The sequence below is a fragment of the Blastococcus sp. SYSU D00868 genome (assembly GCF_054050575.1).
The window spans coordinates 20,836-34,552 of the sequence record NZ_JBJGZO010000027.1 but is presented as its reverse complement, the minus strand read 5'-3'; the positions used below and the strand labels follow the sequence as shown (position 1 = coordinate 34,552).

Below are 13,717 nucleotides of genomic sequence, written 5' to 3'. Positions count from 1 at the left end.
CCCGTGCCGGGACCTACGCCGGCGCCGCGGTGAGCAGGCCGAGCTCCGGCGTCCGGAGGTGGTGGTCGGTCAGGTACTGGTAGCGGACGGCCGCAGCGAGCACGGTCGGCACGTCGTGGCCCACGATCTGGAGCCCCACCGGCAACCCGCCGGCCGTGGTGCCGCACGGGATGCTCGCCGCCGCCAGGCCGCACCAGCTGAACGGCCCGCACAGGCGCATGAGGGTCCCCACGAGGGGGGACCGGCCGCCGCCGTCGGCGCGGAACGCGCTCTCGGCCACCGTGGGCGCCGGGACGGCGGTGGTCGGCAGCACCAGCACGTCGACGTCGCGCAGGCCGCGCAGCAGTTCGTCCTCCAGGCGCTGCAGCTCCCGGACGGCGGCGTCGCGGACCTCTCCGGTGATGCCCTCGGCCACGGCCAGGTAACTGGCCACCTCCTCCCCGTAGCGGTCGCGGCGGCCGGGATACCAGCCGGCCGAACGGTGCACGGTGAGGAAGTCGTGCAGCACGTACGTCGTGCGCGGGGCGCTCCACGAGCCGAAGTGCGGGACCCGCACCGGTCGCGTCGCCGCGCCGGCGGCCGCGAGGACCTGCACGGCCTCGTCGACCGCGGCCAGCACCTCGGGATCGACCTCGCCGAGCTGCTGCGCCGGCACCGTGCCCACGCGCAGCCCGGCCAGTCCCTGGTCCGGTGTGCACGGGGCGTCGGCGAGGACCTCGTACAGCAGGGCCAGGTCCTCGGCGTCGCCGGCCAGGGGACCGCACGTGTCGAGCCGGGCCGAGAACGGCAGGCAGCCGTCCGTCGGGATGTCGCCCCGGCGCGGCCGCAGTCCCGAGACGCCGCACAGGGCGGCCGGTACGCGGATCGACCCGCCGGTGTCGCTCCCCAGCGCAGCGGGGCACTCCCCGGCGGCCACCGCGGCGGCCGACCCGCCGCTCGAGCCGCCGGGGATCCGGGTGGGATCCCACGGGTTCCGGGTGGGCGGGGTCGTGACGCCGTGGGCGAACTCGTGCGTCGCCGTCTTGCCGAGGACCAGCGCGCCGGCCGCGCGCAGCCGCCGCACGACCGGTGCGTCGGCTGCGGCGGCGTGCTCCTCCGTCACCCGTGAGCCCCCGCGGGTGGGCAGACCCCGGACGTCGATCAGGTCCTTCACGGCGACCGGCACACCGTGCAGCGGCCCACGCAGCTGCCCCCGCGCGGCCTCGGCCGACATCGCCGCGGCCTCGGTGCGCAGCGCCTCCTCGTCGACCGCGACGAAGGCGCGGACGGTGGGCTCGACGGCGGCCATCCGGGCCAGCGACTCGTCGAGCACCTCCAGCGGCGAGCGACGGCGTCCGCGGACGTCGGCGGCCAACGCCCGCACGGTCGGCCGGGCGGCGGGTGCGCTCACCAGATCACCGCCGCGACGACCACGCTGACCAGCAGCCCGCTGACGACGGGGACGAACAGCTTGCGGGCCAGCGTGCTGACCGGCACCCCGGTCAGGCCCGCGACGGCGATGAGCGAGGACCAGATCAGCAGGGTGCCTCCACCGGTCCAGCTGGCGCCGTTCTGCGCGATCGCCGCCAGGGTGGCGGTGTCGCCGCCGGTGGAGTTGGCGAAGGCCTCGGCGAGCCCGCCGGTGAACGGCAGGCCGGCCCAGCCGGAGCCGTCCAGGCCGATGAGCATGCCGGCCAGCAGCATGGCGAACATGACCACGACGCCGTTGTCGGGGATGAACCGCTCGCCGCTGGCGATGGCGTCGAACAGGAAGCCGGGCGCCTCGGCGTCCTCCGGCAGCAGCATGATCCGGCCGGCGAAGTCGGAGATGCCCACGAGCACGAAACCTGCCACCGGGATGACGACGCCCATGGCCTTGAAGGCGAACACGAGCCCGCCGACGAAGTGCTCGCCGGCGCGCTCCAGGCCGTCGCCACCCGAGCTGAGGCTGACACCGAGCATGAGGACCACGGCCAGGCCGCCCACGAGCGCCGCGCCCCAGCCGGCCTCGACCTCGGGGACGAGGTCGGTGACCTTGCCCAGCAGCATGTAGAGCACCAGCGCGGCGAAGGCGACCGGGACCGCGATGGCGAACAGCCGCGCGCGGGGGCCGTCGGGGACGGTCGCCTCCCCGCGGCTGAAGAAGCCGGCGATGCCGCCGGTGGTCGCGCCCTCGCTCGTGCGGTCGCTCGTGCTGCCGTTGCCGTTGCCGTTGCCGGCATGGCCGTTTCCGGGGCCGGCGTGCCCGTTGCCCGCGCCGTCCCAGGTGCCTCCGCCGCCGGCCGGCGCGCTCACGCGGGGCCGGGTCGCCGTGGCCTGCGGCTCGTGCTTGGTGGTCATCGCCTCGCCGACCGCGGCGGGCACGCTCTCGACGGTCAGGGTGGCAGCGGACGTGGGCTCCTCGCCGGTGCCGCCACCGGCGCGCGCCACGGCACGGGTACGCCGGCGGACGTGCAGGACGTAGGTCATGCCGATGGCCACGGCGCCGACGATCCAGCTGAGGACCAGTGCGCGGTCGGCGATGTCGTCGGCGGGGACGCCGGCTCCTGCCGCGGACAGGCTCGGCGCGACCCCGATGACGTAGTCGGAGGCGAGCGCCATGCCCTGGCCGGCGATGGCGATGGCCATGGCGGCGGCCAGCGGCGACAGCCCCGCGCGCACCGCCGCGGGCAGGACGACCGCCGCCATCAGCGCCAGCGTCGGAGTGGGCCAGAACACGAGGGAGAGCAGGTACGTGCCGACGAACAGGACGACGAAGGAGACGGGGCCGTTCTTCATGAGCTTCGCGACGGGGGCGATCATCCGCTGGTCGGCGCCGATCGACCGCATGGCCGCCAGCAGCGCGAAGACGACCGCCAGGACGAGGAAGATGTTCAGCAGTTCGGTGGTGGCGACCATGCTGGCGCTGAACACCGAGCCCAGCGCGTTCAGGAAGTCGCCGGTGTAGACCCACGTGGTGAGCAGCGTCGCCACGATCGCCGGGATGATCACGTTCTTGCGCATGACCATGACGACGATCAGCGAGGCCACCCCGGCCAGGTAGACCCAGTGTGCAGCGGTCACGATGCCTCCGATTCCGCGACGGTGCCGGACCCGGAGGAGCACCAGGGCGCACGTCTGCCCAGGTCGGCGCCGGGTCGGTCACCGGTCCAGTGGTTGATCTTGAGCTGGACGCTAGCGAGGACCGTGACCCGGGTCACGGGCGGTCTGCACAGGGAATGGGGCGGACGGTGTGCACGATCACCAGTGTGACGGCGGCCCGGTACGGGCACGATCGTCGGCCGTCCGTTCCCGGCAGCCCTGGGGCCGGCGTCGGCGGCGCCGGGCTCAGGTGCCGGCGGGTCCCTCGGCAGGCTCGGGTGCCGGGGTGTCGTCGGGCACCTCCCGGCCGGTGAAGCTCACCGCGAGACCCAGGACGGCGATCACCGCGCAGCCGCCGAACAGCCAGTCCAGGTGGCCGGGGTAGGCGGCCGCGACCGCGGCGGCGCCCACCGAGGCGCCGACGAACCGCATCATGTTGAACAGCCCCAGCCCCGAGCCCTTCTGGCCAGCGGGGGACCGGGTCGCCCCGGTCAGGGACGGCGTCTGCACCAGGGCGACGCCGAGGCCGGCCACGACCAGCACGGCGGCGAAGGCGGGGGTCGCGGTCGACCGGTCACCGAGCAAGACGGCGAGCGTGACCGACACGACCACGAGCACGACCAGCCCGACCCGCAGCACCGGCCGGGGTCCCGTGCGGTCGGCCAGCCGCCCGATGAGCGGCGCGGAGGCCGCCCAGACCAGCGGCAGGAGGAAGACGAGCAACCCGGTGACGGTCCCGGAGAGCCGGACGACCCCGGTCAGGTGGAGGGGGACGGCGACCAGCACCGAGAACAGCGTCACCTGCTGCACGAAGACGCCCATCGCGCTGCGGAGCCAGCGCCGCTCGATCAGCAGGCGCGGGTCGACGAAGCCGGCGGGCCGGCGCAACCCGTGGACGACGAACCAGGCGAGCGAGCCCAGGCCCAGCGCGAGGGCCGCCAGGGGGGCCCACAGCGGCACGCCGTCCTGCGGCGCGATGGTGACCGCCGCCATCAGCGCCGCGACGGAGAGGGTCAGCGAACCGACGCCGGGCACGTCCAGCGACACCTTCTGGGCCGGGTCGCGCGGCATCATGGTCCAGGCCAGCACCAGTACGCCCAGGGTCACCGGCAGCAGGATCCAGAAGATCGACCGCCATCCCCAGGCGTCGGCCAGGAGGCCGCCGATCGGCGGGCCGACCGCCTGGCCGATGCCGTTGGCCGCCCCCCAGGCGCCCATCACCCGGCTGCGGCGATCGTCCGGCCAGGTGCGGGCCAGGGTGCCCATGACCGCGACGGGGACCAGCGCGCACCCCATCCCCTGGACGGCGCGGCTGGCCACCAGCAGCCCCAGGCTCGGCGCCAGTGCCGCGCCGAGGGTGCCAACGGTGAGCACGGACATGGCCAGGACGAGCGTGCGGCGCCGGCCGAGGCGGTCGCTGATCCAGCCGGTGGTCGGCATGGCGACCGCCAGGACGAGGACGGTCGCCGAGGCCACCAGCACGCCCTGGCTCACCGGTCTGCTGAAGTCGTCGGTGATCTGCCGCAGCGGTACGTTGACGATGTTGTTGCTGACCGTGCCGAGGAACGTGGCGCCCAGCAGGGCGGCGAGCAACCACCCGGCGCGCGGTGGCAGCTGACTCCCGGTCGGGGGAGTGCGGGGCCGGACGGGTCGCTCCTGGCGGATCGAGGTCACGAGACGCCCACTCCCTTCGTTCCGTGTGCACAGCGTGCCAACACGGGATGAACGTTCCTACGGCACGCTGCACATTCCGGGGTCGGGCGGATGTGCACTTCGCTGATGGACGTCACACCCCCCGTCCGGGACGGTGCTGTCCATCACATTGGGCTCACCCCTGGGGGCGTCGATGCAACTCGAAGCAGCGCACTGGGTCTTCCTGGCGGGGGTCATCGTCATCCTCGCCACGATGATCATGCGCAAGAACATCGTGGTCCCAGCCGTGCTGGCCACGTTCCTCACCGCACTGGTCTGGTCGGGGAGTCTCCTGACCGGGATCGCGTCCGTGTTCAACGCCAGCCTGGCGGCGGCGACAGCGCTGTTCAACATCTTCCTGATCATCGCGATGGTCACGGCGATGCTGCGGTCGCTGGAGGGCCTCGGCTCCGACCGGAGGATGGTCGCGCCCTTCCGGAAGGTCATGCGCAACGCGCACCTGTCCTGGTGGACGCTGATCATCGTCACGTACTTCATCTCGCTGTTCTTCTGGCCGACACCGGCCGTGCCGCTCGTGGGCGCCGTCCTGATCCCGGTGGCGGTCCGGTCGGGCCTCCGGCCGCTGGCCATCGGCTTCACCGTGGCGGTCGCCGGCCAGGGCATGGCCCTGTCGTCGGACTACATCATCGGGGTGGCGCCGCAGCTGTCGGCCACCACGGCCGGTATCGACGACGTCTCCCTCGTCGCCGACCGGGCGCTGGTCCTGTCGCTGATCGTCGGCGCCGTGGCCATCGCCATCGGTTACGCGATGGAGTTCCGCAAGATGCGCCAGCCGTCCGACGCCCTGCTGGCGGAGTGGGAGGCCGCGGGCGACCGCCGCTCCGGCAGCGCGGACGCCGAGGCGATCGAGGACGCCGCCGAGGGTCTGCCGGCCGGCGGCCATGGCGGACACGGCCGCCCGGGCGGCGGACTGCCGGTCGACGAGACCGGTGGTGCCGGCCCGTCGGCCAGCGGCCAGCGAGAACTGGTCGGGGCCGCCAGCACCACCGGCGGAGGCGGGACCGCGCCGCGCGACGAGGCCGAGACCATCGCCACCCGGCTCGGCAAGGGCCGTGCCCTGGTCGGCACCCCCGCCGGCGGCCCCGTGCCGGCGGAGGCGCACACCATCCAGCCGGTGGAGAAGCCGCTGGCCTCCAAGGCGTTCGCCATCATCGTGCCGCTGGCCTATCTGGCGCTGGTCATCTACCTGATCGTCGCCACGGTCTCGGACGACGTGGACGACCTCGCGGGCGGGGAGGCGGCGGCTCTCGTCGGTGGCATCGCGGTGCTGATCATGTTCGCGGCCGCCTATGCCCGCAGCGGTGCCCAGATGCTGGAGACGGCGGCCGACCACATCATCGACGGCCTGGTCTTCGCCTTCAAGGCGATGGGTGTGGTGCTGCCGATCGCCGGGTTCTTCTTCATCGGCAGCGGCGACTTCTCGGGGCAGATCCTCGGTCTGCCCGAGGACGAGACCGGCCCGAGCCTGCTGTTCGACCTCGTCACCGAGGCGCAGGAGGCACTGCCGGAGAGCGGCCTGATCACGGCGCTCGGCATCATGCTCGTGGGTGTGGTCGCCGGCCTGGACGGCTCCGGCTTCTCCGGTCTGCCGCTGACGGGGGCGCTGGCCGGCTCCCTGTCCGAGGGCTCCGGGGTGAGCAGCCCGACGCTGGCCGCCATCGGGCAGATGGGCAACATCTGGTCCGGCGGCGGGACGCTGGTGGCCTGGTCCTCGCTGCTCGCGGTCGCCGGCTTCTGCCGGGTGTCCGCGGTGGAACTGGCCCGGCTCCTGTTCGTCCCGGTCATGGCCGGCCTCATCGCCGCCACGGTGCTGGGGGTGCTGATCTTCGGCTGATCCGCCCGGCCTCTGCCGGGCACCCCGAGTGGCAGCAGCCCCGGACCGCCGCGCGCGGACCGGGGCTGCTGTGCATCGTCCGGCCGGCGTGACGGGCGCGCGCGTCCGGCGCGGCGGGTGCTACGAAACGGCTGTGGACCTGGACGACGTCGCCGACGAGCTGTACGCCGTGCCCCCCGAGGAGTTCGTCGCGGCCCGGACGGCCCTGGTCGACGACGCCCGCGCGGCCGGCGACCGGGCGCTGGCCAGGACGATCGGCGCGCTGCCCAAGCCCTCCACCGCCGCCTGGGTGGTCAACGTGCTCGTGCGGGCCCACCGCGACGAGATCGAGGCGCTGGTCGAGCTCGGCGGCCTGCTGCGCGACGCCCAGGACTCGCTGGCCGGCGACCAGCTGCGGGCGCTGAACGCGCAGCGGGGGCAGCTGCTGTCCGCACTGACCCGGCAGGCCGCGGCGCGGGCGCGGGAGCGCGGACACGCGGTGAGCACCGCCGTCGCCGGCCAGGTGGAGGACACGCTGCGCGCGGCGATGGCCGATCCCGAGGCGGGGGAGGCGGTGCTGGCCGGGCGGCTGACCTCGCCGCTGTCCTACAGCGGGATGGGCGGGGTCACCGGGATCCGGCCCCAGCTGCGGGTGGTGCCGGACCCGGCGCCCGCGCCCGCGGGCCGGGCGCGACCGAAGCGGGGCGAGGACGCGACCGACCGGCGGGCGCGGGAGGAGCAGCGGCGGCGGGAACGGGAGCAGGAGGCCCGCCGGGCGGCCGAGGAGAAGCGCCGGCGGGAGCTGGCCGAGGCGCGCGAGGAGGCGGCGGCCGCGGCGGCGCTGGCCGAGGAGACCGCCGCCCGCGCCGCCGAGGAGCGCGACCGTGCCGGGGAGCTCGACGAGCGGCACGAGCGGCTGCAGGCCCGCGTCGACGAGCTCACCGCGGAGCTCGCCCGCGTCGAGGAGGAGGCCGGGGAGGTCGCCGCCGTCCTGCGCCGGGCCGAGCGGCACCGCACCACCGCCGAGCGGCAGGCCCGCGACGCGGCCGCCGCGCGCGACCGCGCCGAGGCCCGCGTGCGGGAGCTGGAGGAGGACGGCTGAGTGCCCGGCGGAGCGGTCCGCTCCGCCGGGCCTGGCCGGCGGGGGACCGCGGTCAGCCCATCGTCTTCTGGCCGTCGAGGGACTCCCGCAGGATGTCGGCGTGCCCGGCGTGCTGGGCGGTCTCGGCGACGATGTGCAGGAACACCCGGCGCGCGGAGCGGCGCGCCCCCGGCTCGAACCACGGCGCGGGCGGCAGCGGGTGGTCGGCGTCGAGGTCGGGCAGCGAGGCGACCAGCTCGTCGGTGCGGGCGGCCACCTCGTCGTAGTGCGCGAGCACGTCGGCCAGCGTCTCGCCGTCGGCCATGTGCCACTCCGCCTGCCAGCGGGCCATCTGCTCCGGGTCGTCGGGGCCGGCCATCGTGGCGGGGCCGTGCTCGATGAACTCCGCCCAGCTCGCCTCGCAGTGCGCGACGTGCTTCACCAGCCCGCCGAGGGTCAGCTCGCTGGCGGTGGTGCGCTCCCGCGCCTGCTCCTCGGTCAGCCCCTGCACGGTGTACCGGAGGAAGAGGCGGTGCGCGCGCAGGGTCTCCAGGATGTCGGCGCGCTCGCGGGTCAGGGTGCTCGTGGTGCTGGTCATGGCTGTCACCTCTCGCCGTCGGGTTCCGATGGGACGAGTCTCTCCCCCATCGGTGCCAGTTCCTGACCGCATTGGCCGACAATCTCGTCTCGTGGCCGACACCGGGAACCGCACCCTGCGCCTGCTCTCGCTGATGCAGGACCGCCGACACTGGGCGGGCGCGGACCTCGCCGAGCGGCTGGACGTCTCGCTGCGCACGCTGCGCCGGGACGTCGAGCGGCTGCGCGACCTGGGCTATCCCGTCGAGGCGACCCCGGGCGTCGCGGGTGGTTACCGCCTGGCGCCGGGGGCCTCCCTACCGCCGCTGGTCCTCGACGACGAGGAGGCGGTCGCGCTGACGGTGGGGCTGCAGGCCGCGGCGCAGGCGGCGGTCGCCGGCATGGCCGAGTCCTCGGTCCGCGCGCTGGCCAAGGTCGTGCCGGTGCTGCCGCCGCGGCTGCGCCGCCGGGTCGACGCGCTGGCCGCCGCCACGGCCGCCGTCCCGTGGGCCGGCGGGGACACCGCCGTCGACCCGGCCGTCCTCACCACGATCGCGCAGGCCTGCCGGGACACCGTCCGGCTCACCTTCGACTACACCGACGCCCGCGGCGGGCGCAGCGAGCGGCTGGTCGAGCCCTTCCGGCTCGTGCCGCTGCGCCGCCGCTGGTACCTGGTCGCCCACGACACCGGCCGCGGCGACTGGCGCACCTTCCGGCTCGACCGGCTGACCGGCCCGCGGGCGACCGGCGCCCGGTTCGCGCCCCGGTCGCTGCCGGGCGGGGACGTCGTCGCCTTCGTGCAGGCCGGGCTGGGCAACCGGCCGGGGACGCCGGTCACGGCGGTGGTCCGCGCCCCGGCCGGCGAGGTCCGGGAACGGATCGGCCGCTGGGCCACCGTGACCGACGACGGGGCGGGCCGCTGCCGGGTGTCGATGGAGTCCGACGCGCTGGAGTGGGCGGTGTTCGCCCTGGGGACGACGGAGGCGGAGTTCACCGTCGTCGAGCCCCCGGAGCTCGTCGAGCGGGTGCGGTCGTGGGGCGCGCGCTTCTCCCGGGCTGCGGGAGCGGCCGACCGTCCCTAGCGTCGCGGTCATGGGGGACCAGTCATGACGGAGCACGCGCACCGGGTCGCGGTGGTCACGGGGTCGGAGTCGGGGATCGGGCGGGCCGTCGCGGTGGCGCTGGCCGAGCAGGGCCACGACGTCGGTGTCACCTGGCACCGCGACGAGGCGGCCGGGCGGGCCACGGTGGAGCAGGTGCGGGCGCTGGGCCGGCGCGCCGAACTGCGCCCGCTCGACCTCACCCGGCTGCCCGAGGCCGCCGACGTCGTCGACGAGCTGGCCGACGAGCTCGGTGGCCTCGACGTCCTGGTCAACGACGCCGGCACCGGGCACATGACGCCGCTGCTCGACCTGGACCTCGGCACCTGGCGGGAGGTGCTGGCCACCGACCTGGACGGCGCCTTCCTCTGCCTCCAGCGGGCGGCCCGCCGCATGGTCGCCGCCGGACGCGGCGGCCGGATCGTCAACATCACGAGCGTGCACGAGGTCGCCCCGCGGGTCGGGGCGGCGGCGTACTGCGCGGCCAAGGGCGGGCTCGGCCTGCTCACCAAGGTGGCCGCGCTGGAGCTCGCGGAGCACGGGATCACGGTCAACTCCGTGGCGCCGGGCGAGATCGCCACGGCGATGACCGGCCAGGAGGACGAGGACCCGACCGCGCCGGGCCACGAGCGCCCCGGCGTGCCGCTGCGCCGCCCCGGCGACGCGCGGGAGGTGGCCGCGGTGGTGGCGTTCCTGGCCTCGCCGGCGGCCGGCTACGTGACCGGGGCGTCGTGGCCCGTCGACGGCGGCATGCTCCAGATGGGCCCGATGGCCGGCTCCCACCTGCGGTCCGACGACTGGCGCCGCGGCTGATCACCCCGCCAGCAGCTCCGCCAGCCGGGCGCGGTCGGGGCCCGGGAACGGCCGCGGGACGACGTCGCCGAGCGCCTCCAGACGGTCCCGCACGAGCGGCCGGGCCAGCACCTCGCCCGGCGGCGCCAGGCACAGGATGATCTCCAGCAGCGCGCGGAACAGCTCGGGGTCGGTCGCCGAGCCGGCCTGGAGCCGGGCCAGCGGGGACGTCGCCGGGGGCGCCGGGCGGCCCTCGGCCAGCGCCCGCATCTCCGCGACGCGGACCCGGTCGGCGGCCACCTGGCTGCGGTAGAAGGGCTCGACGGCCGACGCGGTCGCCTCGGCGAACGCCGTGGTCAGGGCCGCGGGGTCGTCGAGGTGCGCGGCCACGACCGCGCGCAGCAGCTGCACCTGGACCGCGCCCATGCTCAGCCCGCGGCCGGCCGAGGGGTTGGTGCAGGCCCAGGCGTCGCCGACCGCGACGAAGCCGGTGACCACCGGGCGGCGGTCGACCAGGAAGCCGCGGTGGCGGTCCAGCGTGCCGGCCATCGCCCGGACGCCGTTCAGCGGCCGGCCGTCCAGCCAGTGCGCCTGCAGGGGGCAGGCGGCGACCACCCGGTCGAAGGCGGCCGGGTCGCGCAGCCCCTTGAGCAGGGCGTCGCCGGTGCGGGTGAACAGCGTGACCGACCAGGTGTCGTTGTCCGCGTACAGCGTGAGCACCGAGAGGCTGCCCAGCGGCACCAGCAGCGGGCCCCGCCGCACCGGTGGCGTCGGGCCGGTGAGGTAGCGGGTGTAGTAGACGAAGCCGAGGTCCTCGGACTCGACCAGCGGCTGCCGGGCGCCGATGCCGGCCAGCCACTCCCCGGAGCGGGTGCGGCGGCCGCCGGCGTCGACGACGAGGTCGGCCGGCAGCACCTCGCCGGTCGTCGTCCGCACACCCGTCACGTGCGGGATGCCGGGCAGGGCCGGCGTGCCGGTCAGCAGCTCCGCGACCCGCACGCCGCGCCGCACCGTGACCCCGGGCTGCGCCTCGGCGGCCGCCGCGACGGCGGACTCGACCACCGGGCGGCGGCCGGTGACGACGCGGAACCGCTCGTCGCCGGGCCGCGGCGCGCCGTCGGTGATCCCCGGCGGCATCGGGGTGAGCGGGTCGACGGAGGCGCAGCCGGCGCCGCGCAGCCGGTCGGTGAGACCGGGCAGCTCGGCGTCGCAGACCTCGCGGAAGCGGGCGTGCAGGGTGTGCGGCTGGTGGAAGTGCGCCACCCCGTGCCGCCGCCACGAGTCCCACGCCGCGGCCGCGGTCACCGGTGCGCCGTCCGGGTCGGCCTCCAGCACCGTCACGTCGCAGCCGTCGCGGGCCAGCGTCATGGCGGCGACCAGGCCGACCACCCCTCCGCCGCAGACGACGATCCCGGGCATGGCCGACTCCCTCCGCGCAGCGTGCGGCCACGCTGCCGGGGCCGGCCGGTGCCCGGCCAGGGTCCTCCGGCCTCAGCGGGTGCGGGCCCGCTTGGCGCGGTAGAGCTCCTCGTCGGCGCGGCGGAGCAGGTCGTCGAGGGTGTCGCCGGGGCGCACGGACGCCGTCCCCAGCGACCAGGGCGCCGGGTGGCTGGCCCGCAGCCGGCTGACCAGCTCGCGCGCGGAGGCCGCGTCGGTGCCGGGCAGGCAGAGCACGAACTCGTCGCCGCCGTAGCGGCCCAGCAGGTCGGCGCCGCGCAGCTCACGGCTCCACGCGGTCGCCAGGGTGCGCAGCAGGTCGTCGCCGGCGGAGTGGCCGTCCTCGTCGTTCACGGCCTTGAAGTGGTCGAGGTCCAGGACGGCGACGGTCAGCGGCTCGCCGCTGCGGTGCGCGTGCGCCAGGTCGCGGCCGGCCTCGGCCTCCCAGCTGCGGCGGTTGGCGACCCCGGTCAGCGGGTCGGTGCCGGCGGCGTGCCGCAGCTGGACGGAGATCCGCAGCTGGGCCTCGCTGAGGACCACCACCGTCGTCACCGTGGTGATCCAGGGGGAGGTGAAGCCGCCGGGCGCGGCGGCGACGGCGCCGGCGGTCGCGGCCACGAGCAGCAGCAGGACGTGCATGCGGGCGGCCCGCGCGGGCAGGAAGTGGCCGGTGAACACGCCGACGGCGACCATGGCCGGGCCGAGCCCGACGACCCCGGCGGCGGTCACCGACTGCCAGGCCAGCGCGCCGATCAGCAGGCTGACCGCGGCGAGCGCGACGTGCACGCCGCGGTCGGGCAGGTCGGCGCGGCGGAACCACAGCACGGCCGCGGTGCCCAGGCCGACGAGGGCCAGGACGCCGAGCAGGGCCACCGGGGAGTCCCGGTCCATCGGCCACAGCGCGCCGGCGGCGCAGAGCAGCCCGCTCACGCCGTACAGCAGTGCGAGCAGCCCCACACCGGTGGCCCGGTCTCCGTGCACGTCCCCGCCTCTCGTCCCGATCAGCATCGACCGGACCGGGGAGGTGCTGCAGGTCGAGGGCCCCGACCGCCCCCATGGGGGGAGGCCGTGGGTCAGCCGGTGAGCTCGGTGGGGACGGCGACCACGTCGACCATCGCGCCGTTGCGGTGCACGGTCACCGGCAGCGGGACGCCGATGGCGTCGGCGAACAGCAGCCGCTGCAGGCTCTGCGCCTCCGCGACGGGGGAGCGGCCGGCCTCGAGCACCAGGTCCCCGGCGTGCAGCCCCGCCCGCGCGGCCGGCGAGCCGGGGACGACGTCGAGCACCCGCAGCCCGCGCCGCCGTCCGGTCCGGGCCGCCAGGTCCGCCGGCAGCGGCGCCGGCGTGCTCACCAGACCGAGGTAGGCGCGGCGCACCCGACCGTCGGTCTCCAGCGCGGCGAGGATCCGCCGGGTGGTGGCGTTGACCGGCACGGCCAGGCCCAGCCCCCAGCCGGCGACGGCGGTGTTGATGCCGACCACGCGGCCGGCCGAGTCGGCCAGCGCCCCGCCGGAGTTGCCCGGGTTCAGCGCCGCGTCGGTCTGGATCACGTCCTCGACCACCCGCGCCGTCCGGCCGTCGCGGGTCGGCAGCGACCGGCCCACGCCGCTGACCACCCCCGCGGTGACCGAGCCGGCCAGGCCCAGCGGGTTGCCGACGGCGACGACGAGCTGACCGACCCGCAGCCCGGCCGCGTCGCCGAGCGCCGCCGGCGCGGGCACCGGGCCGCGCGCGCGGACGACGGCGAGGTCGGACAGCGGGTCGGCGCCGACGACGTCGACGTCGCTCTCGGTGCCGCCGGAGAACACGGCGCGGCCGGTGCGGGCCGACCCGACGACGTGGGCGTTGGTGACCAGCAGCCGGTCGCCGGGCACGACGACGGCGGACCCGGCGCCGCCGCGCCCGCCCGGGCCGGAGACGGCGAGGGCGGCGACGTGCGGGGCGAGCTCGGCCGCGACGGCGGTCACGGTGGCCGAGTAGGCGTCGAGCGCGGCGGTGTCCTGGTCCACGGCGACCTCCCTGGCGGTGATTACACGCTTACGTGCACCAGTGAACGCCCTGCCGGGGCCGCCGTGCCGCCGCTCTGCCGTGGGCGAACACCGCCGAGATACTGGCCGGGTGAGCAGCCGCCGAGACCGATCGCAA

11 protein-coding genes are annotated in these 13,717 nt (G+C 76.0%); 4 read left to right on the top strand and 7 right to left on the bottom strand.

Annotation, left to right across the window (positions count from 1 at the left end):
• Nucleotides 1-13 precede the first annotated feature (13 nt).
• The 3 genes from ACI79F_RS19035 to ACI79F_RS19025 all read right to left on the bottom strand — a co-directional run bounded on the left by ACI79F_RS19035 (nucleotide 14) and on the right by ACI79F_RS19025 (nucleotide 4,653).
• Nucleotides 14-1,390, bottom strand: a complete 1,377-nt coding sequence (locus ACI79F_RS19035) for an amidase (protein WP_456546394.1) — start codon at nucleotides 1,388-1,390, stop codon at nucleotides 14-16.
• The gene (locus ACI79F_RS19030) at nucleotides 1,387-3,042 is read right to left on the bottom strand and encodes a hypothetical protein (RefSeq protein WP_456546393.1); all 1,656 of its coding nucleotides are present in this window, start codon (nucleotides 3,040-3,042) and stop codon (nucleotides 1,387-1,389) included. The genes ACI79F_RS19035 and ACI79F_RS19030 overlap by 4 nt, the downstream gene beginning before the upstream one ends.
• A gap of 264 nt (nucleotides 3,043-3,306) precedes the next feature.
• The gene (locus ACI79F_RS19025) at nucleotides 3,307-4,653 is read right to left on the bottom strand and encodes an MFS transporter (protein ID WP_456578934.1); all 1,347 of its coding nucleotides are present in this window, start codon (nucleotides 4,651-4,653) and stop codon (nucleotides 3,307-3,309) included.
• A gap of 253 nt (nucleotides 4,654-4,906) precedes the next feature.
• Between ACI79F_RS19025 and ACI79F_RS19020 the strand changes: the two genes are divergently transcribed.
• Complete coding sequence (locus ACI79F_RS19020; protein ID WP_456546391.1) at nucleotides 4,907-6,607, top strand: hypothetical protein; 1,701 nt, start codon at nucleotides 4,907-4,909, stop codon at nucleotides 6,605-6,607.
• A 133-nt stretch (nucleotides 6,608-6,740) separates the two neighbouring features.
• Complete coding sequence (locus tag ACI79F_RS19015) at nucleotides 6,741-7,688, top strand: hypothetical protein (protein ID WP_456546390.1); 948 nt, start codon at nucleotides 6,741-6,743, stop codon at nucleotides 7,686-7,688.
• Between the two features lie 52 nt (nucleotides 7,689-7,740).
• Here the strand turns inward: ACI79F_RS19015 and ACI79F_RS19010 are convergent, their stop codons facing one another.
• Nucleotides 7,741-8,265 (bottom strand): DinB family protein, encoded by a 525-nt coding sequence (locus ACI79F_RS19010; protein ID WP_456546389.1) that lies wholly within the window; start codon nucleotides 8,263-8,265, stop codon nucleotides 7,741-7,743.
• 91 nt (nucleotides 8,266-8,356) lie between these two features.
• On the opposite strand from ACI79F_RS19010, the gene ACI79F_RS19005 reads away from it, so the two are divergent.
• Entirely contained in the window at nucleotides 8,357-9,325 is a 969-nt protein-coding gene (locus ACI79F_RS19005; protein ID WP_456546388.1) for a helix-turn-helix transcriptional regulator, read from the top strand.
• 24 nt (nucleotides 9,326-9,349) lie between these two features.
• Nucleotides 9,350-10,156: an SDR family oxidoreductase gene (locus ACI79F_RS19000; protein ID WP_456546387.1), complete on the top strand. Its 807-nt coding sequence runs from the start codon at nucleotides 9,350-9,352 to the stop codon at nucleotides 10,154-10,156.
• Here ACI79F_RS19000 and ACI79F_RS18995 read toward each other — a convergent pair whose 3' ends face one another.
• From ACI79F_RS18995 to ACI79F_RS18985, 3 genes are all read right to left on the bottom strand, one after another.
• On the bottom strand, nucleotides 10,157-11,554 hold the full coding sequence (locus ACI79F_RS18995; protein WP_456546386.1) for an NAD(P)/FAD-dependent oxidoreductase: 1,398 nt from the start codon (nucleotides 11,552-11,554) through the stop codon (nucleotides 10,157-10,159).
• Between the two features lie 72 nt (nucleotides 11,555-11,626).
• On the bottom strand, nucleotides 11,627-12,553 hold the full coding sequence (locus ACI79F_RS18990; protein WP_456546385.1) for a diguanylate cyclase: 927 nt from the start codon (nucleotides 12,551-12,553) through the stop codon (nucleotides 11,627-11,629).
• A gap of 92 nt (nucleotides 12,554-12,645) precedes the next feature.
• Nucleotides 12,646-13,581: a S1C family serine protease gene (locus ACI79F_RS18985; RefSeq protein ID WP_456546384.1), complete on the bottom strand. Its 936-nt coding sequence runs from the start codon at nucleotides 13,579-13,581 to the stop codon at nucleotides 12,646-12,648.
• Nucleotides 13,582-13,717: the final 136 nt, after the last annotated feature.